This window comes from Kribbella sp. NPDC050820 (assembly GCF_040653975.1).
Lineage (GTDB): Bacteria > Actinomycetota > Actinomycetes > Propionibacteriales > Kribbellaceae > Kribbella.
In genome coordinates this window covers 60,748-78,374 of record NZ_JBFAHB010000045.1, presented here as the reverse complement: position 1 = coordinate 78,374, position 17,627 = coordinate 60,748, and the positions used below count along the sequence as shown (strand labels likewise).

Below are 17,627 nucleotides of genomic sequence, written 5' to 3'. Positions count from 1 at the left end.
GCCGCCCGCCTCACCGTCGACCAGGTGGCCGCCTCCTTCACCGTCTACCCCTCAGTCTCCGGCTCCATAGCCGAAGCCGCCCGCCAACTCCACCTCCGCGGCTAGTCGACCGGTCGCCGTTCCGGGGGACTAGCAACGGAACACTCCACGGGTGCCGTGTTCAGTGGTCCGACCGGGCTGGCGCGAGCAGCTCGAAGTCACCGACCAGTCGGCAGTGCTGCGAAACCATGTGATGTGACGCACAGTCGCAATCAGCTGAAGGTCCGCAGATTGCTGCGCATCAGGCATGAAGAAACCCAGGACACCTTCGTGACCTGGGCCGTTGTGCGCCGCCAGGGACTCGAACCCCGAACCCGCTGATCTCCAGCTGAGACTGATCGCGGTTTGCCGATGATGAGCGAAACCTCTTCTTGGCAAGGGATTCGTGGACGGTCTCGTTCGCACCGGTTCTCATCGATCACCATCCTCTCGCGCTGATTGAGGGGCGTAAGAGGTGAGTGACAGGGCCTGCCGGGCCCGCTGGGTCGGCCTCTCCGGATCGGAAGCTTGGTCTGAGTTTCGTGTCGTCTTCTGGTTGGGTGGCTTGGCTACAGCGAGTGGCAGGACGAGCTCGCCGGGGTGAGGGATGAATCGAAATCCCGTGGCGAGCCTGAGTCGCCGTTGGGACGTGTAGTGCGACGGCATGCGCGCGCTGGTTGACGAGGCGATGGGCGATCCCCGGCTTGTTCTCGTGAGCGGGCGCCGGCAGAGCGGTAAGAGCACGCTGGTACGGCTGGTCGGGACTGGCGTGGATGCGGAGTGGTACGACGGCCAATAGTCCGTCGTCGCCCCGGAGATCGGGAGCGCGGTGATTGACTTTGAGGGACAGATCGATCAGCGGCTCGAGATCGCCGCTCGGCGCGGCCAGGCCCTGCATACACGCAATCGCCGTCGGCGCTTCGGGCGGCGTCGTGGCGCCCCCGCGCGCCAGCGGGCTCATCCACCCCATCTCCATGGCCGAAGCCGCCGGCCACCTCCACTTCCGCGGCTAGCCGATCATCCGGGAACCCGGAGACAGCCTGATCACGGCGCAGAGGATCCGCGGTCTTGCTCCTGGCTGATCAAGTCGGCCGCCGTCGGCGTGCTGGGACATGCCGACCACCTTCTGGACCATCACCCCCCGTGCTCCCGGACGCCTCGAATGACCTCTCGTCGATCTCGTCCTGCGACTCGTGGTGAATCCCCGTGCGGGCAGCACGTCGATCCGCAACTGCCGACGCGCGGAGGGTGTAGCGGCGTTCGGCGTAGGCGAGGTCGTCCAGCCAGAGGCGGCCGGCGGCCCAGCGCATCGCGGGTCTGAGGGCGGCTGCGGCTCTGGTCGCCCAGACGAAGCCCGGGCGGTCCGACGTTGCGACCGTTGCCTCGATCACCGCGGTCCGGGGACGGCCGTCGTCGCCGAGGCCGAGTGGTGTCGCGTGGGTCTCGACGACACTGCCCGCTCCCTCGCCGGCCAGGATCCGCATGACCACCGTCCGCGGTCCGGGGCAGGTGAACTCGGCGCGCACCGGTACGCCGATCGACCCACCCAGCCGGAACGTGACATCGACGAGGAAGCGATCTGCCGCGGGATCGTCCACGCCCTCCGGGACCTCGACAACCCGGAGATCGGAGAACGAGTACGGATGGAACCACGCGCCGTGCCACGGGTCGAGGCGATTGGCGACGATGTCGACGGGCTCGCAGATTCCTTCCATGCTGGCGACCGCGTCTAGCACCCGCTCGCCTTGCGGTCGAACGAGCTCGAGCGGGCGATCGGTCGGCTGCTCGCCACCCGGGCCGTCGAGTCGCACCCAGCTGAGTACGCCGTCGTCGTGGCTCGGGAACGATCGCCAGCCCGTCCTGTCGCCGTCGCCCCCGACGGCGAGCCCGTGCCAGCGGCACACGACCTTCCCGCAGTCGATCGCGCCGAGTGCCAGCGGCGCACCGAGGTGCGGGCACGCGCCCTCGCCGACGCGGAGTGAGCCGTTGACGTGGCGCCAGGCAACGAGCTCGACGCCCGCGACCACGATCCCCAGCGGTCGGTCCGCCAGGACCTCGCGACTGGCTGCGAACACGAACCAGTTGCCCGAGGCCCGGTTCGTGGCCCGCTTGACCGCGGAGTCGATGACCGCCGGTGAGGCCGCGCGGTACGTCGGCTCCTGCCGGCTCCACGCCTGCCGGGGAAGGAACCGGACCGGCCAACCGTCGGGCCAGGTCGTCCGGATCCGTTGTGTCACGCGGTCTCTAAAATGGTTCACAACGCTGCCTCTCCGGTTGCCGGGGCCGGTGCAGCCCCCGGATCCTCGGTCTGTTCGGAACGGAGTACAGCTCGTGACCGGGCTGTCCGAAGTTGCTGAGGAGCAGATTCGCTGCGTGGAAGCCCGTGGTCGCGGCCCGTTCCATCAGCGCCACGGGCAGGTCGATCCGGATGCCGTCGCCGGCCAGCACCAAGCCGTCGACCGGTGTTCTGACCGGCGGGCGGCCGGTGAACGACCCCGGTGTGAACCACGGGCAGTCGTCGTTCCAGAGCGAGACGGTGTCGACGGTCTTCGCGTCCGCCGTCTCGGGATAGACCCGATGCAGTTGCGATTCGAGCCTCGTCGCCAACGTGCCGGCCTGATCGGGATCGGCGGAGTACGCGTGCAGCTCGACGACAGAGCCGCCGCCCGCTGCGGCCCACCGGCGAGCTTCGGCTTCGTACCGTTCGAGTACCGAGACGTTGTCCAGCTCACCCCGTCCCGCTGTTCCCAGGAAGGCGGGACGCGCCGCGTCCACAGGTCGATCGAGCCACAGTCGATGCACGAGGAACGGTGGCGCGTTGCGCTGGCTCGCGACCTGTTCACGCCACTCGGGTAGTCCGAGTTCGGGTGAGCGCTGCAGAAGGTGCTGAAGCCCCCGTGGGTCGGCCGCCAGTACGACGCCATCTGCATCGATGGTGCGATCGGGCATATGCACCCGGAACCGTCGTGGACCGCCCAGCTCGACCGCGTCGGCCCTGGCCGAGGTGGCGACGTCCGCTCCCAGGTCGTCCAGGTACCGTCCCAGCGGCTCCCACAGCGCAGGGCCGAAAGCCGCGTCAGGAACGTCGAACAGCAGGCCCTCGGATGATCCGAGGAAGTAGAGATGGAACATCAGCGCCATCTCGGCGGCGGAGAGTTGGCTCGGTGGGGCGAAGAAGCTGCGGCTGAACACCTCGAAGGCCAGGTGCCGCGCGGCCGGCGGGAAGTTGATGGCTTCCAGGAAGTCGTCCGCCGTGACCGAGTCCAGTCGTCGATAGATGTCCGGCACCGAGACGGTGGCGAGCGGCAATGCGGCGCGCGCGTTCAACCGCAGCAGGTCACGCAGGCCGAAGGTCGGGCTGCGGAGCGCGAACAGGACGGCGTTCCAGGGCGGCGTCGTCGGCAACCCGCGGAACGTGTCCGTCCGGCCTTCCGCGTCGACCAGCGGATAGTCGGGTACGGCGACCAGCCGGCGCAGCTCGGGATCCGTCCGGCGGAGCAGTTGCCGGAGGTTGTAGTACTGCCGGAAGAACGCGTGGAAACCGCGGCTCATCGACACCGCGCTTCCGTCCCGCAGCTCCTGCGGCCAGGAGGCCACCCGGCCGCCGAGGTACGGCTGGCATTCCAGGAGGGTGACTGTGACGCCGCGCTCGGCCAGTGCAGTCGCTGCGGAGAGGCCTGCAATGCCGCCACCCACGACAGTCACCCGGCGATCAGGGACAGCGGATCTCTGCGGTGCCGGTGGACGGTGGATCTCGATGCGGGCGTCGTGGCCGAGGGGCAGAGGCATCAGTCGCCGTCCGGCATCGAAGGCGGCGGGCACCTGGCTGCGGGGGAGTCCAGCGTTCATCGAAGCTCCCGTTCGCTGTTGTCCACGGTGATGGTGCCGGGTTTCGAGCGCAGCTTGAGGTACTCCCACACGAGCAGGGTCGCGGTGATCAGGGACGTCCCGAACGCGAAGTCCTCGACCGGGATGTCCCACGGGAAGCGCACGCCGACGGTGTGCCGATCGGCGTACAGCACGATGGGAGCGTTCAGTTTCGTCAGCCAGCCGTCGACCGGGATTTGGAAGCCGAGGACGATGATCATGCTGAGCCAGTACGCCGGACGCCGGAACAGTCCCGTGCGCAGCCACCGGAGCTCCAGCAGCACGACGACGAGGACCGACAGTACGGCGGGCAGCGTGTATCCGAGTCCTCTCATGCCGTGTCCCGGGCCTTCCGGCGGCCGAGCATGAGCGTCACGGTCTCGTAGGTGAGCAGTCCGCAGGTGGGGACCACGATGAAGAACACCAACTCTTCCAGCGGAATGCTGCCGGGCAGCGTGATCCCGGTCAGGTAGGCGGAGTCGTAGCCCCATACGCCGGCCGCGATCGCGATGGCGTCCCAGATCAGGAACACGGTGACGATCGGGAGCAACGCCAGTACCCATCGACGCGGTCTGCGGTACACCCGCGCTCCCAGCAGCTCCAACGGCAGCGTGACCGCCACGCACAAGCCCATCACGATCAGGTACTGCAGGTGATTCACCGTGCACCTCCTGCTCGTCGCCGTACCCACAGGGCCCGGACCAGGGCGGCGCCTCCCACCGTCACCTTCCGGCTGGTGGTGACGCGCGCCCGCCGTGCGAAGACGTTGTAGTCCGCCGCCTCGATCCGCTGCAGGATCTCCGAGTAGAGGACGTACGCCGTTCGCACGCACGGTCTCGACCGCGGCGCGAGCTGGTCGATGCCCCGCTCCGCGACGGCGTAGATCTCCCGGGTCAGCGCGATCTGCTCGCGCAGGGCGGCCACGATTCGTTGCTCGGTGCATCCATTCCGCAGACACCAGCCGATCAGGTCTCGGTCCACGCCGTGGGCGGCGAGCTCGTCCAGCGGCAGGTAGATGCGTCCACGCTCGAAGTCCTCGGCGATGTCGCGGAGGAAGTTCGTCAGCTGGAACGCCAGGCCGAGCGCGGCCGCGGCCGGCGCGGCGTCGGACTGGCGGCCGACCGTTCCCAGCACCGGCAGGACCTGCAGCCCGATCACTTCGGCCGAGCCGCGGGTGTAGCGGTACAGGTCCGATCTGGTCGGATACTCCTCGACGGCCAGATCCATTCGCATCGAGGTCATGAAGTCGTCGAACAATGCCGGATCGATCTCGTAGCGCCGCGCCGTGTCGACGACCGCGGCGAGGATCCAGTCGTCGCTCCCGCCGGTCCGGAGGTCGGCCCTGAGCCGATCCTGGATCCCGAGCAGGGCGTCGGCGATGTCCTGCGTGGTCGCGTGCGGGTCGGGCACATCGACGATGTCGTCGGCGAACCGGGCGAAGCCGTAGAGGGCGTGTACGGCGGGCCGCTGCTCCGGCGCGAGCATGCGGGTCGCGAGGTAGTAGGTCTTGCCGTGCTCGGCGTTCAGGCGCCGGCAGCTGACGTACGACCGGACCAGGAAGGGGTCCTGGATGCCGGCGGCGGTGAGTTCTGCGGTCTTCATCGGTTGCCTCCGGCTCTGAGCCTCGACCGGCCGGCGGTGCGGACCGGTCCGGTGAGGCGGTCCGCGGCGAGCCGCCCCGACAGGAGAGCGGTCGGCACGCCGACGCCCGGTACGGTCCCGCCGCCGGCGAGGACGACGTTCTCGGTCCGTGAAGGAAAGTTGCCCGGGCGGAAGGGTCCCGTCTGGGAGAAGCTGTGGGACCATGCGAACGGTGTACCGGCCACCATGCCCTGCTCGGCCCAGTCGGCCGGTGTGATCAGGTGCCGGGTGGTGACGGCGCCGGCCAGACCCGGGATCTGTCGTTGCTCGACCAGGTCCACGAGCTCGTCGGCGTACCGCTCGGCCATGGTGTCCCAGTCGATGCCGGGCGCCGTGGTGAGATTCGGTACGGGCGCCAGGATCGAGATCGTGTCGCGGCCGGGCGGACCGAGCTGCGGGTCGGTCGCGGTCGGACGGGTGATGAGCAAGGACGGATCGGACATCAGCTCGCCGTCCCGGATCAGTTGCTGGAAGGTCTTTCGCCACGCGGCGCCGAAGGAGATGGTGTGGTGGGCCACGTCGGCGTACTCCCGGTTCAACCCGGCGTGGAGCACGACTGCGGACGGCGCGGCCCGCAGCGGGACCGGCCGGCGCGGTGAAGTGCCCATCAGGTCGTAGCTGACTGGGATCTCGGTGGTCAGAACGACGGCGTCGCAGGAGAATCGCCGGCCGTCTTCGGTGATGACCGCTGTCACCCGGTCGCCGATCTTCTCCAGCGTTCGGACGTTCGCGTCGTAGTGGAACTTCACGCCGGCGTCGGTCGCTGCCTCCGCGAGTGCGTCGGGTAGACGGCTGACCCCGCCGGATGGGAAGTACACGCCGGCCACGGTGTCCATGTAGGTGATCACGGCGTAGAGGGCCAGGGCGTCGTACGGCGCCTGTCCGACGTAGAGGGACTGGAACGTGAAGACGCGTCGCAGTCGCTCGTCGTCGATGAAGCCGGCGATGACCGGGTCGAGTCGCCGGAATCCACCCAGCGCCGCGACGCGCGCGAGCTGCGGGGTCAGCAGCGACAGGGGAGAGTCGAAGTTCGCGGCGACGAAGCGATCGAACTCGGCGCGGTACAGACGTTCGAGCCAGGCCCGCAGGCGTCGGTAGCCTTCCGCGTTACGGACGCCGGCGAACGGCTTGATCGCGTCGTACATCTGTGCCTCGTCGCGATGCACGAGCAAGGAGCTGCCGTCGGCGAAGCGAGCGTCGTACGCCGGCGTGAGCTCGGTCAGCTTGAGCAACTCCCGGCTGGACCTGCTCATCGCCTGGAACACGTCCTCGATGACGTCGGGCATCGTGATGACACTCGGTCCGGTATCGAAGCGATGACCGTTCTGCATCAGCCGGCCGGCCCTGCCGCCAGGTACCTTGCCCCGCTCCAGGACCACGACCTGCCGGTCGCGGCCGACCAGGTGGGCGGCTGCGGCGAGTCCCGCGAAGCCGGCACCGACCACGACAACGCGGTCAGTGCGTCCGGTGACCCGGCGCATCATCGGTGTCCTCCTGGTCCGGGGCTCATGCGCTGCGCCGGGTTGCCTGATCAGCGAGTAGGACGAGTGCGTCGCGCGGGAAGCCGGTGACCGCCGGTGCGAGGGCGGCGACGGCGCGCTCGACTCTCTCGGCGATCGATTCTTCCGCCCACTTCTCCGCACCGCTCTCGCGAATCACGTCCTGCCAGTGCCGAACCCACTCGGCTCGGTCTTCGGGGTGATCGGGTCGTCGGGCGGCCAACCGCTCGAGCTCGGTCGCCAGCCGGTTCTCTGCCAGCTCGTGGGCGGCAACGATGACCGTCGTCGCCTTGCCCTGGAACAAGTCGTCGCCAACCGGTTTTCCGGTGACCGCCGGGTCGCCGAAGACACCGAGCAGGTCGTCGCGCAGTTGAAAGGCCTCACCGATGGCCTCGCCGTACCGACCCAGGGCTGCCGTGATGTCGGGCGAGCAGCCGGCGAGGGCCGCTCCGAGCTCCAGCGGACGGCGCACCGTGTAGTTGCCCGACTTGCGACGCGCGACATCGAGCACGTCGTGCAGAGCGGGCTGAGCTGAGGCTTCGTTGAGCAGATCGCCGAACTGACCGACGGCGAGCTCGGCCCTCATCAGGTCGTACACTCGCCATCCACGGTCCATCGCGACCCGACCCAGGCCCGCTTCCCGCAGCATTCGTTCGGCCCAGATCAAACAGAGATCACTCAGGAGCACGGCCGCCGAACGCCCGAAGTCGGCCGGCTGACCTCGGTAGCCGCGCCTCGCCGCCCAGTTCGCGAGCTGTGCGTGGACTGCCGGCGCACCTCGGCGGACCTCTGAATCGTCCATCACGTCGTCCTGCATCAAGGCGAAGGCATGAAGGAGTTCCAGACTCGCCGCTGCTTGCGCGGCTCGGCCGTCGTCGGGCTGTCCGCACCGCCACCCCAGATACGCGAAGGTCGAACGAACAAACTTGCCACGGCCGACGAAGTCGTTCAGGACGGACCCGAGGACATGGGTCTGCGGGAAGGTGAAGTGATCGGCAGCCTGGCGAGCTGCGAAGTCGACAACGAGCTCCCGAGTCTCGGCGGCCCGTCGACCGAACCAGGAGTTGAGACGATCGTGGGTTGTTACGGCTGAATACACTCGACCTCCACCGGGAACCACGGACGACGGCAAACCTTCGTCCAGTACTTCCGCCCGACACGCCTTGGCGGATTCAGGTAGCGGCGAAATCTCTCGAGTCGATCGGATCACCCTCTCCGGGAAGGTGTTGCCTCGTCGGTCCGGTCGTCGGTCCGGACGTCGTCGAGTTCCGGTGGGGTCTGATGCCTGCGCGCCGCCTCGACCTCGCCCGCGGTCGGCTTTTGCGCCGCGTCGGCGAAGTAGAAGCGGGAGAGTGCGGCCCGGAGCCGGTCCCGGCGGCGATGGGGTCTGGCCACGCCGTTCCCGTCGGCGGCCGGCGGCGTCTCGGCCGGATTGACGCGATCCCGGGCTGTGAGCATGTAGGCCTCGTAGTTCGAGATCGGAGTGTGCTTCTCGAAGTACGCGCCGTCGGGGGAGCGGACGATGACGCCGGTCTCCAGGCCGTGCAGGATCCGCTCGTTGTCGGCACGCTGCAGCGAGATCGCGATCCGCCGGGTGATCCAGAACGCGATGACCGGGCCGAGGATCACCAGGAACCGGCAGATCCAGGTGATCGTGTTGATCGAGGTGTGAAAGTGCGTCGCGATCAGGTCGTTGCCGCTGTTCAGCCAGAGCACGCCGTAGAAGGTGATCATCGCGGCGCCGATGCCGGTGCGGGTCGGGACGTTGCGGGGCCGGTCCAGCAGGTGGTGCTCGCGCTTGTCGCCGGTGATCCATGCCTCGATGAACGGGTAGAGCGCAACGAAGCCGATGAACAGGGGAGGTACGAGCAAGGCGGGTAGGAGGATGTTCCAGCTGATCGTGACCGTCCCGAGCTCGGACTCCAGACCGGGCATCAGGCGGACCGCGCCGTCGAGCCAGCCCATGTACCAGTCCGGCTGGGAGCCGGCCGTCACCTCCGCCGGGTTGTACGGGCCGTACAGCCAGACCGGGTTGATCTGCATCAGGGCACCCATCAGGGCGGTGATGCCGAACACGACGAAGAAGAAGCCGCCGGCCTTGGCTATGTACACCGGCATCAGCGGGTAGCCGACCACGTTGTTGTTGGTCCGGCCGGGGCCCGGGTACTGCGTGTGCTTGTGGTACACGACCAGGAACAGGTGCACCGTGATCAGCGCGAGGAGGATGCCTGGGATCAGGAGCACGTGGACCGTGTAGAAGCGGGAGACGAAGTCGTCGCCGGGGAACTCGCCGCCGAAGATGAAGAAACTCAGGTACGAGCCGACCACCGGCGCCGCGAGCACGAGTCCTTGGGTGATCCGCAGACCGGTGCCGGAGAGCAGGTCGTCGGGCAGGCCGTAGCCGATGAAACCCTCGACCACTCCGAGGAACAGCATGACGATCCCGATGATCCAGTTGAGCTCACGCGGCTTGCGGAACGCGCCGGTGAAGAAGATCCGCAGCAGGTGGATGCTCATCGCCGCGGTGAACAGAATCGCGGCCCAATGGTGGATCTGCCGCATCAGCAGGCCGCCGCGGACGTCGAACGAGATGGCGAGCGTGGATTCGTACGCCTCCGACATCGTGAGGCCCTTGAGCAGGCTGTACGAGCCCTGGTACTCGATCTCGGCCATCGACGGCTTGAACCACAGCGTGAGGAAGATGCCGGTGAGGATCAGGATGATGAAGCTGTAGAGCGCGATCTCCCCGAGCATGAAGGACCAGTGGTCCGGGAACACCTTGCGCAGATTCTTCCGGCCGATCTTGGCCAGTCCCAGGCGATCGTCCGCCCAGGCCACCGGCTTGGGTAGTTCGGCTGCCACTTCGTCACCTCCGGGGGCAGTCCTGATGCAGAACTTATGCACAATTGATGCACGAGAGGAGCGCTGGGTAAAGTCGGGCGTGTCAGGTGGTCCGGTCAGCGGTCGTTCCCGGCGGCAACGATTCGGAGACAGGCCGCGCCCTGCGCGGCGGGGCCCGGCCGGCGTGGCGCTGCGATCCACCCGCTACCGCGGGAGAACCACGCCTCCGTAGGCGGCTCAGCCGCCGTTCCGCGTGAACCGGTGCCGTTTCGTCAGCCGGTCGACAGCCGAAGGCAGGTCGTTGAGCGGCTCGGCCGAGGCCGGCCAGCCGGGCCCGGAGAGCAGCACCGGGCAACCGGCGGCCTCGATGCGGTTGCGCAGACGCAGCTGCCCCGGGCGGCGGACGAGAGCCCAGAGTACGACGACGCGCGGCTTGGATCGGGTGACTGACTGCAGCACGGCGCGGTCGGTGCCGTCCGAGCCCAGCAGGATGACCGGTCGACCGACTTCGAGCAGAGACGCTTTCAGCATGGTCAACGGCAAGGTATGGCGTTCCTCAGGACACTGCACGAGAAGCACCGGACGACCGGCCCCCGACTTCAGCACGCGCCGGTCGAGGTAGCGCGCGACGGCGGCCTGCACCGCATCCGCAAGCAGGATCTCGATGTCGGTGCAATCACCGAGCCGGCCGAAACGCTCCTCCAGGATCCGAAACGCCGGCGAGACCAGCTCCGTCCACGTTGCAACCGCGCCGTGCGTCATCAGGTAGTCGTCGAGGACACCAGCCAGCTCGTCGACCGCGACCGACTCCGCGAGCTCGGCGATGCGGCGGTCCTGGTCCACGGCAGCGGCCGGCAAGCTGTCCTGGAGGCTCAGTTGCGCGGCGTCGCCTGCGGAGATCCCGGTGGCGATCAGACGCTGCATTCGGCGCAGCCGGTCGATGTCCCAGGGCGTGTACCGGCGATGGAGTCCCGATGTCCTGGCGGACGGACCGACACCGTAGCGCGCATCCCACGTGCGCAGCGTCACCGCAGGGATGTCCAGCAGCCGCGCCACCTGCCCAACCGGCAGAACGGTCGCGACCCGTTCGGTCCGATCGATCGGCGCATCCGACGCTCGCATGACTCAACGATGGCACGAAAACGACCGGGACCGGCAATTGATGCTCAGCTCGGGAGAGTGCCGCGGATGATGCTGTCGTGCGAGTGCTCAGGGTTGCCGTCGCGGGGCTCCAGGGAGACGTCGACGATCTGGTAACCCTGGCTGGTGAGCCCAGCGGGGATCTGGAAAGTGCCACCGGTTCGCGGGTTCAGGATGCCGAGAGACACCATCCGCTTGCCGTCGGCGTTGATCAGCCACACTTGGTAGAATCCGCTGGTCGCGTCCAGGCCGGACGCATCGACCTTCAACTGGTTCCCGGCCGAGGACTGGACGAGATCCGCCGTACCGCCCCCCACCCTGCCGGTCAGCGGTTCGAGCCTGATCATCGCCTCGACCTTGTTGGGCGTGTCTTCGCGATCGGTCAGCACGAGGGTGCCGGCGACGCCGACGCCCAGACCGAGGAGCGCCGCCACGCTCGCGGCCAAGGCGAGCGCACCTCGGCCCGAATCTTCTGGTTCGCGCGCTCGCCCCATCGGTGCGTGTGTGCGGCGAGGGTGCGGCCGCGTGCGGCTCAGGTCCAGCGACGGACTCCTCGTCGCCGACGAGAAGATTCACCTCGCCGCGGACACGCTGCCACAGATCCGGCGATGGATTCTCCAGGCGGGGAAGTCCTGCTGCCAGGTCTGCCACGGACTGCAACTCGGCGAGGTTGTCACGGCAGCGAGCACAGTGCTGGAGATGATCGGCGGCGCCGGGATCCGGACTGTTTCCTTCGAGCGCCCACTCCGCGAGGAGCTCGTCATCAAGATGCGTCGTCACCCGTGCACCTCCCTCAACCGGTCGCGTAGTGACAGCAAGCCGCGGCGGACATGACTCTTGACCGTGCCCAGCGGCAGATCGAGTGCTTCGGCGATCTGCGGCTGTGTCTGGTCTTCGTAGAAGGCGAGCCGCAAGATGCTTCGCCGTTCACTTATCGCGGTTGCGGGCGGCGAGCCGATCCGCGATCCGGTGCCGGGTGATACCGGTGAGCCAGGCACCCAGTGAACCTGAGCCGGGGTCGAAGGTTGCGCGGCCGCGCCACGCCGAGACGAACACCTGCTGAGTGACATCCTCAGCGTCCGCACGATCACCCAGAGTCCGGAATGCGAGGGTGAAGACCAGGCTGGACCACCGCGCGTACGCATCCGCGAGGCTCTGTTCGCGGCCGTCGGCGAAGCCCTTCGCGATCTCGGACGGCGAGGGCGCGCCGGATCGGAGCCCTCCAGCCGCAGGCGGTCCACCGCCCGGAGAGGGTTCACCGGTACGGTCCTGGTAGCACCGGCGAAACCGCGGCATGCAGCCGCCTTCCCACCAGCGGGGGTCGGCGGCAGCAGCCGGTCATCAGGGTTCTCCTCGGCAAAGCGCTCTTCGCCTGTACCTTCCGCAGAAGAAGTGCACGCGGATGCGCGCCGATGTCAGGAGTTACCCAAGTCACGCCGTGTGGCGTCGCGGTCATGCACTCGATGGTGCACGACCGCGACACCGGGCACTCAGATGTCGAGCGGGCGGAGTACCAGCCAGATGCCGTGGGCGATCTGCCGGTTGCCCTTGTTGATGTCCAGTGCCCACGGGTTGACCAGCGGGTTGGCGTCGTTCCGGTCCGCGTCGACGAGCCTGATCAGACGGCAGCGCTTGCTGAGCACGTCGACCTTGATGGTGCCGCCGGACAGCGCAGTCGTGAGCTTGGCGCCGTCGGACCGCAGGGCGGTCCTGCTGTCGATCGTGGCCCCGGGGACGACGTGGTAGAGCAGGACCGACTCGATCGTGTTCACGCCGAGGAGCCCGGCCAGGCCGCTGAACAGCTCGGCCTCGGTGCGGTACGTCTTACCGGTCAGATCCTTGGCGAGGAGCTGGAACGCGCGATCGCTGGGCAGGAACGCCGTCAACCGGACCGTTCCGTCGGCCAGGACCTTGACCGGGCTGTTCGGCTTCGCGGCGAGAACGGCGCCGACCGCCTGCGTCAGGACGTCGTAGTCGTTCCAGTTGCGATCGAAGGTGTCGCCGTCGGCTGCGAGCACGCTGGCCAAGCTCTTCGTCCCCAACGGGCGGGTGGCACCGGCCGGTGCCGCGGAGGCGATGACACTGGTTGCGAGCATTCCCACGGCGACCGCTGCGGCGGTCAGGTAGCGAGTCAGGCGTCGGGTGGTGTTTCGCATCGGACAACCTTTCGGACGGTCGGCGGCGGCCTCGTTGCCGCCGCTCTCGACAACTACTTCTCTGCAACCGCCGCGACCGGATGCGCGGACTCGCCAGGGATTGCGGCGGATCCCCGGCGCGGCACAGCTGGCCACCAGAAGCGATCGCCCAGGACGAATGCCAACGCCGGGACCACGACAGTCCGCACGAGGAGAGTGTCGAGAAGTACGCCCACGCAGACGATGACGCCGACCTGGGTCAGGGTGATCAGCGGCAGGACCCCCAGAACGGCGAACACTGCGGCGAGCAACAGACCTGCGCTGGTGATGACGCCACCCGTGACCCGGAGCGCAGTCTGCATGCCCTCGCGAGTGCCGGACTCGAAAGCCTCCTCACGAGCGCGGGTGCTGAGGAAGATGTTGTAGTCCACGCCCAGCGCGACCAGGAACAGGAACGACAGCAGGACGACTGAACCGTCGAGTGCCGGAAAGCCGAGAACGTGGTCGAACAACAGCCAACTCGCCCCGAAGCTGGCGAAGAAGGAGGCGACCACGGTGATCAGCAGCAGTAACGGAGCCACCAAAGATCTGAGGACCGCAATGAGTACGAGGCCCACGAGGAGCAGGATCAACGGCATGATCAGCAGCCGGTCACGCTGATCCGCCTGCTGAACGTCCACGCTCTCGGCGGGTCCACCACCCACCAGGACTCGGTCGTCGACCTGGTCGAGTCGGTCGCGGAGCTCGCGCACCGTGGCCGACGACTCCTCGGTGCCAGGCTGGGTCTCGAGGATGACGTCGTACTGGGCGAGCCGGTCGTCACGGCTTCCCGGCCGTACGTCGGCAACGCCGGGTACCCCGGTCAAGGCTCGGGCGATGCTGTCCACCCTGTCGGCGGGACCGACGACGATCAGCGGCTCGGTGGCGCCGGCCGGGAACGCCTTGGCCAGGACTTTCGCGCCGCGGACCGCCTCAGGCTCCGCCCGGAACTGTTCGTTCTGCGCGAGACCGGTTCGTACGTCGAACGTTCCGAGGGCGAGCCCAGCCAGGAGAAGGGTCGAGAGCAGCAGAACCGTCGCCGGCCGGCGCGCCACACCGCGGCCGAGACGTCCCCACAGCTTGCCTTCGGTGGCCGGGTCGCCTGTGCGTGGGATGAGAGGCCAGAACACTCGGCGGCCGAAGAGGACGAGTGCCGAGGGCAGGATGACCAGTCCCGACACCACCGCGAACGTGATGCCGATGATGCAGGCGATTCCGATGCCTTGCAGTGTCTCGGTGCTTGCGAGCAGGAGAAGCGCGAGCGCGCCGATCACCGTGCCGCCGCTGGCCAGGATCGGTTCGGACACGCGCCGTACTGCGATTCTCATCGCATCCAAGGGCTGCTCCGAGGCCCGAAGCTGCTCGCGGTACCTGGCGATCAGGAGCAGGGCATAGTCGGTCGCGGCACCGAAAACGAGCACGCTCACGATACCGGTGACGGGCCCGCCGCTCGGGATCCCGAGCCCGGACAGAACCTGCTCGGAGACGCCTCTCGTCACCTGCTCTGTCAAGCCGACGACCAGGAGCGGTATCAGAACCAGACCAGGGCTTCGGTAGGTGAGGAGTAGCAGTACGGCGACGACACCGGCCGCGACCAGGATCAGCCGAGCGTCAGCGCCGTCGAAGACCCGCGTCAGGTCCGTGGTGAAGGCCGCAGGTCCGGTGACGTCCGCCGAGAGTCCGTCGGGCAGACCGGACAGGTCTGCCCGGATGGAGTCCACCCTCTGGGCGGTGGCTTCGTCGTCCGCTGCAGGCAGGGTCAGGACCGCGAGCGCGACTCGGCCGTCCTGTGACACCTGCAGCGGAACTCGGGAGCCAAGACTGCCGGCCTTCTCCTGCGCAGCCGCTCGGTCCGTCGGGCTGAGTGCTGCTTGATCCGACCGACTGAATACGACCAGGGCCGACGTGGCATCCGATGCGGGGAGTTGAGTACGGAGTTGCTCGACCTCAGCTGACTCCGCCGAGGTGGCGAGGCCTGTACTCGAGCGCGGAGACGCCTCGTCCGCTGCAGGCACCAGCAACACCGCAGTGGCGAACACGATGCCCGCCACCACGACGAGGAGCGCGGTCAGGCGAGACCTCAAGTACCAACGCGAACCAGACACTGTGGCTCTCCAGAGCAGAGTGAGACTTGATGAAGCTCGGTCTTTGCAGACTTCGAAGAAGTAGTCGCGGCGCTCGTCTGCACGCCGCCGGGCACCGATCGTCGACCGAGCTCAGTGCCTGGGCGGATGGAGATCGCTGGGCGGCTCGCCTCGAGCCGGCTGGATCACGCGGGAGTCGCCGTTACGACCAGGTTGTCGCGGTATCCTCCGTCGTTGCGGTCGTAGGGGCCACCGCAGGTCACGATCTTCAGAACAGGTGGTCCCTCCCGAGCGAAGAGCTGGTCGACAGGCAGCTTCTTCTTCGCGATGTCGTCGACCTGCCGCACTCGATATCGGACAGTTGAACCATCGCCCGAACGCACGGTGATGAGGTCACCCCGGTCGAGACGGCGAAGGCGGACCAGGGGGCCGACGCCGTACTCCTTGCTGTCCAGATGTCCACCGAGCACGACCGTGCCTTGATCGTCCGTCGGTCCCGGACCGAAGCGGTACCACCCGATGACCCTTGGGTCCGGCGGCAGCTCCATCTGTCCGTCCTTGGCCACGCCGACCGGCCGCACCGAGATGTCCAGTGCCGCCGCCTCGATGACGACCCGGGACGGCGCCGACGGCGATGGCTCGGCGGTCGGCAGGGTGGCCGACCGCGTGCGAACACTGCTGCCGGAGCCGGCGGTCGTAACCGTACTGCTCGGTGACGGGCTGCTCGGCCTCGAACTGTCTTTCGACGCTGTGACCGTCGAGCCCGGAGGGCTACAGCCCGGCAGGAGAACAAGAGTCAGTGCGGCCACCACGAGGGCGGCCGCACGACGATGGTTGGTCACGACCGGGAACGGACTCGGACTGCCGCCGTACCTGCTCCGACAACGGCCAGGCCGGCAAAGCCGAGCACGCCGACCAGCCAGAGTGGCGTGTCGGCCGACGCGACCTGACCGCCGGTGCCGCCCGGGACGCCGGAGGGGTTGCCGTGCAGGCCGGAGATCGTCTGGACGGCGAGCTTGAGGTTCTTGTCGTTCGCGCTGCCCCACGCGTAGACGATCGTGTTGGTGCCCTCCTCGAGGTTCACATCGGCTGGACCGATCGCGACGGTCGAGGTGCCGGCCAGGACGACATCGGCCTTCACGGTGCCGGCCGGCAGGTCGGCCTTCGCCTCCTTCGGGTTCACCAGGTTCTCGAACACCGGCTTGCCGCCGGCCCGAACGTCGACGGCGGGCGCCGCGGCGTCGTGCCGAACGGTGATCCGGGCCTGGCCGGGGTCCAGCTTCGAGGTGTCGTTGACGTACGGCGTCAGGACCGGCTTCCCGGCGGCACTGAGGTGTGCGACAACGGTGATGTTGGCTCCACCCGGAACGGCTACGTCGTTGGCCTGGATGAGCGCCGCGGTCTGGCCGGCAGCGGTCACCTTGAGGTCGTAGCTGCCCTCCGGCAGGCGAACCGGGTCGGTGAGGGTGCCGGGCCTGAAGTTGGTCAGCAGGGCCTTGCCGTTCGCGTAGACGTCGACGGTCGCGCCCGGTACTGCGTGCAGTACCGAAACGTGAGCATCGGCTGTCGGCTTGGCCTGAGCGGATGTCACCGCGACGGCGGGCACACCGGCGGCGAGCAGACCTGTCGCTGCCAGGGCGGCGAATCGACGAACAGACATGCAAATCCCTCCTTGGGAATCGAGCTTCTTGCCTGTCCTTCCGCCGACGGCCGCGACCTGGATGCAGAACTTGTGCAAAACTTTCGCAAAGCCGGCGCACCATGGCCGTGAACCGCGGCGGTCGTCGGAATCGACGTCGGCCAGCGCCTCGAGCATGAGTGTGCCGCGGCGGTCCGGCGACCGGCCGGATGAGAGTTCCGTTCCGAGGCCGGACCGGGTCTCGGGCCCTTGATGCTTACCGGCCGAGGACTGCCATGAAGTCGCACTGAATCAGAGCGGGTCCGTCGATCAGCAGCGGCTGTGAGTGCCGGGCGGGTCGGGAGGCGGGGTCCGGGAACATGCGGGTCCATTCCTCGTTCAGGGCGTCCCGGTTGTCGCGGTCGCGGAGGTAGACGGTCACCTTGATGATGTCGTCCGTGCTGCCGCCGGCTGCCTCGACGACGGCGCGTAGGTTCGCGAACACGTTTGCGCACTGCGCGACCAGCCCCTCCGGCAACTCGTGTGTCTCGGGGCTTACGCCGTGGATCGCACCCGAGACGAGCAGGTCACCGATCCGGCTTGCGTTGGGCACTGGGTAGCGGTGGGCGAGCCCGTCGACGGTGACACTCTTGCGCTTGGTTGTGGATGTCGGGACGGTCATCGATCTTCTCCTCGGATCGCGGTGTAGAGGGTTGTCGCATGGTTCCGGACCGGCCACCTCCTG

At 67.9% G+C, this 17,627-nt stretch carries 19 protein-coding genes; 2 read left to right on the top strand and 17 right to left on the bottom strand.

Annotated elements, in window-relative coordinates; all coding sequences use genetic code 11:
* The first annotated feature begins 682 nt into the window (after positions 1 to 682).
* Positions 683 to 817 carry a hypothetical protein gene (locus AB0H36_RS31010; protein ID WP_360531423.1) on the top strand — a complete coding sequence of 45 codons (135 nt, stop codon included), beginning with the start codon at positions 683 to 685 and terminating at the stop codon, positions 815 to 817.
* Positions 818 to 1,100: 283 nt separating this feature from the next.
* On the opposite strand, the gene AB0H36_RS31005 is transcribed toward AB0H36_RS31010, so the two are convergent.
* The 10 genes from AB0H36_RS31005 to AB0H36_RS30960 all read right to left on the bottom strand — a co-directional run bounded on the left by AB0H36_RS31005 (position 1,101) and on the right by AB0H36_RS30960 (position 11,500).
* Positions 1,101 to 2,255, bottom strand: a complete 1,155-nt coding sequence (locus AB0H36_RS31005) for a DUF5914 domain-containing protein (RefSeq protein WP_360531420.1) — start codon at positions 2,253 to 2,255, stop codon at positions 1,101 to 1,103.
* A gap of 7 nt (positions 2,256 to 2,262) precedes the next feature.
* Positions 2,263 to 3,723 carry an FAD-dependent oxidoreductase gene (locus AB0H36_RS31000; RefSeq protein ID WP_360531417.1) on the bottom strand — a complete coding sequence of 487 codons (1,461 nt, stop codon included), beginning with the start codon at positions 3,721 to 3,723 and terminating at the stop codon, positions 2,263 to 2,265.
* A 140-nt stretch (positions 3,724 to 3,863) separates the two neighbouring features.
* On the bottom strand, positions 3,864 to 4,220 hold the full coding sequence (locus tag AB0H36_RS30995; RefSeq protein ID WP_360531414.1) for a lycopene cyclase domain-containing protein: 357 nt from the start codon (positions 4,218 to 4,220) through the stop codon (positions 3,864 to 3,866).
* Positions 4,217 to 4,546 (bottom strand): lycopene cyclase domain-containing protein, encoded by a 330-nt coding sequence (locus tag AB0H36_RS30990; protein ID WP_360531411.1) that lies wholly within the window; start codon positions 4,544 to 4,546, stop codon positions 4,217 to 4,219. The genes AB0H36_RS30995 and AB0H36_RS30990 overlap by 4 nt, the downstream gene beginning before the upstream one ends.
* Positions 4,543 to 5,487, bottom strand: coding sequence for a phytoene/squalene synthase family protein (locus AB0H36_RS30985; RefSeq protein ID WP_360531408.1), 945 nt, complete (start codon positions 5,485 to 5,487; stop codon positions 4,543 to 4,545). The genes AB0H36_RS30990 and AB0H36_RS30985 overlap by 4 nt, the downstream gene beginning before the upstream one ends.
* Positions 5,484 to 7,010 carry a phytoene desaturase family protein gene (crtI, locus tag AB0H36_RS30980; protein ID WP_360531406.1) on the bottom strand — a complete coding sequence of 509 codons (1,527 nt, stop codon included), beginning with the start codon at positions 7,008 to 7,010 and terminating at the stop codon, positions 5,484 to 5,486. The genes AB0H36_RS30985 and crtI overlap by 4 nt, the downstream gene beginning before the upstream one ends.
* A 22-nt stretch (positions 7,011 to 7,032) precedes the next feature.
* Positions 7,033 to 8,124 (bottom strand): polyprenyl synthetase family protein, encoded by a 1,092-nt coding sequence (locus AB0H36_RS30975; protein ID WP_360531403.1) that lies wholly within the window; start codon positions 8,122 to 8,124, stop codon positions 7,033 to 7,035.
* A 107-nt stretch (positions 8,125 to 8,231) separates the two neighbouring features.
* Positions 8,232 to 9,887 carry a ubiquinol-cytochrome c reductase cytochrome b subunit gene (locus AB0H36_RS30970; protein ID WP_360531400.1) on the bottom strand — a complete coding sequence of 552 codons (1,656 nt, stop codon included), beginning with the start codon at positions 9,885 to 9,887 and terminating at the stop codon, positions 8,232 to 8,234.
* A gap of 216 nt (positions 9,888 to 10,103) precedes the next feature.
* Positions 10,104 to 10,922 carry a MerR family transcriptional regulator gene (locus AB0H36_RS30965; protein ID WP_360531397.1) on the bottom strand — a complete coding sequence of 273 codons (819 nt, stop codon included), beginning with the start codon at positions 10,920 to 10,922 and terminating at the stop codon, positions 10,104 to 10,106.
* A 110-nt stretch (positions 10,923 to 11,032) separates the two neighbouring features.
* Complete coding sequence (locus tag AB0H36_RS30960) at positions 11,033 to 11,500, bottom strand: anti-sigma factor (protein WP_360531394.1); 468 nt, start codon at positions 11,498 to 11,500, stop codon at positions 11,033 to 11,035.
* Between the two features lie 31 nt (positions 11,501 to 11,531).
* On the opposite strand from AB0H36_RS30960, the gene AB0H36_RS30955 reads away from it, so the two are divergent.
* Positions 11,532 to 11,840: a hypothetical protein gene (locus AB0H36_RS30955; protein ID WP_360531431.1), complete on the top strand. Its 309-nt coding sequence runs from the start codon at positions 11,532 to 11,534 to the stop codon at positions 11,838 to 11,840.
* Here the strand turns inward: AB0H36_RS30955 and AB0H36_RS30950 are convergent.
* The 7 genes from AB0H36_RS30950 to AB0H36_RS30920 all read right to left on the bottom strand — a co-directional run bounded on the left by AB0H36_RS30950 (position 11,783) and on the right by AB0H36_RS30920 (position 17,564).
* The gene (locus AB0H36_RS30950; protein ID WP_360531392.1) at positions 11,783 to 12,004 is read right to left on the bottom strand and encodes a sigma factor-like helix-turn-helix DNA-binding protein; all 222 of its coding nucleotides are present in this window, start codon (positions 12,002 to 12,004) and stop codon (positions 11,783 to 11,785) included. The two genes, AB0H36_RS30955 and AB0H36_RS30950, sit on opposite strands and share 58 nt — an antisense overlap.
* Positions 11,934 to 12,302 carry a sigma factor gene (locus tag AB0H36_RS30945; RefSeq protein ID WP_360531389.1) on the bottom strand — a complete coding sequence of 123 codons (369 nt, stop codon included), beginning with the start codon at positions 12,300 to 12,302 and terminating at the stop codon, positions 11,934 to 11,936. Before AB0H36_RS30945 ends, AB0H36_RS30950 begins: the two co-directional genes overlap by 71 nt.
* A gap of 194 nt (positions 12,303 to 12,496) precedes the next feature.
* Positions 12,497 to 13,162 carry a fasciclin domain-containing protein gene (locus tag AB0H36_RS30940; protein WP_360531386.1) on the bottom strand — a complete coding sequence of 222 codons (666 nt, stop codon included), beginning with the start codon at positions 13,160 to 13,162 and terminating at the stop codon, positions 12,497 to 12,499.
* 53 nt (positions 13,163 to 13,215) lie between these two features.
* Positions 13,216 to 15,264 carry an MMPL family transporter gene (locus tag AB0H36_RS30935; RefSeq protein ID WP_360531383.1) on the bottom strand — a complete coding sequence of 683 codons (2,049 nt, stop codon included), beginning with the start codon at positions 15,262 to 15,264 and terminating at the stop codon, positions 13,216 to 13,218.
* Positions 15,265 to 15,449: 185 nt separating this feature from the next.
* Entirely contained in the window at positions 15,450 to 16,106 is a 657-nt protein-coding gene (locus tag AB0H36_RS30930; protein WP_360531381.1) for a class F sortase, read from the bottom strand.
* The gene (locus AB0H36_RS30925) at positions 16,103 to 16,924 is read right to left on the bottom strand and encodes a DUF4397 domain-containing protein (protein ID WP_360531378.1); all 822 of its coding nucleotides are present in this window, start codon (positions 16,922 to 16,924) and stop codon (positions 16,103 to 16,105) included. The genes AB0H36_RS30930 and AB0H36_RS30925 overlap by 4 nt, the downstream gene beginning before the upstream one ends.
* Before the next feature lie 235 nt (positions 16,925 to 17,159).
* The gene (locus AB0H36_RS30920) at positions 17,160 to 17,564 is read right to left on the bottom strand and encodes a RidA family protein (RefSeq protein WP_360531375.1); all 405 of its coding nucleotides are present in this window, start codon (positions 17,562 to 17,564) and stop codon (positions 17,160 to 17,162) included.
* Positions 17,565 to 17,627 lie beyond the last annotated feature (63 nt).

Coding starts and splice junctions, on each gene's coding strand:
- AB0H36_RS30925 (WP_360531378.1), bottom strand. CDS start 16,924: ATGTCTGTTCGTCGATTCGCCGCCCTGGCAGCGACAGGTCTGCTCGCC.
- crtI (WP_360531406.1), bottom strand. CDS start 7,010: ATGATGCGCCGGGTCACCGGACGCACTGACCGCGTTGTCGTGGTCGGT.
- AB0H36_RS30960 (WP_360531394.1), bottom strand. CDS start 11,500: ATGGGGCGAGCGCGCGAACCAGAAGATTCGGGCCGAGGTGCGCTCGCC.
- AB0H36_RS30920 (WP_360531375.1), bottom strand. CDS start 17,564: ATGACCGTCCCGACATCCACAACCAAGCGCAAGAGTGTCACCGTCGAC.
- AB0H36_RS30985 (WP_360531408.1), bottom strand. CDS start 5,487: ATGAAGACCGCAGAACTCACCGCCGCCGGCATCCAGGACCCCTTCCTG.
- AB0H36_RS30940 (WP_360531386.1), bottom strand. CDS start 13,162: ATGCGAAACACCACCCGACGCCTGACTCGCTACCTGACCGCCGCAGCG.
- AB0H36_RS30995 (WP_360531414.1), bottom strand. CDS start 4,220: ATGAGAGGACTCGGATACACGCTGCCCGCCGTACTGTCGGTCCTCGTC.
- AB0H36_RS30945 (WP_360531389.1), bottom strand. CDS start 12,302: ATGCCGCGGTTTCGCCGGTGCTACCAGGACCGTACCGGTGAACCCTCT.
- AB0H36_RS31010 (WP_360531423.1), top strand. CDS start 683: ATGCGCGCGCTGGTTGACGAGGCGATGGGCGATCCCCGGCTTGTTCTC.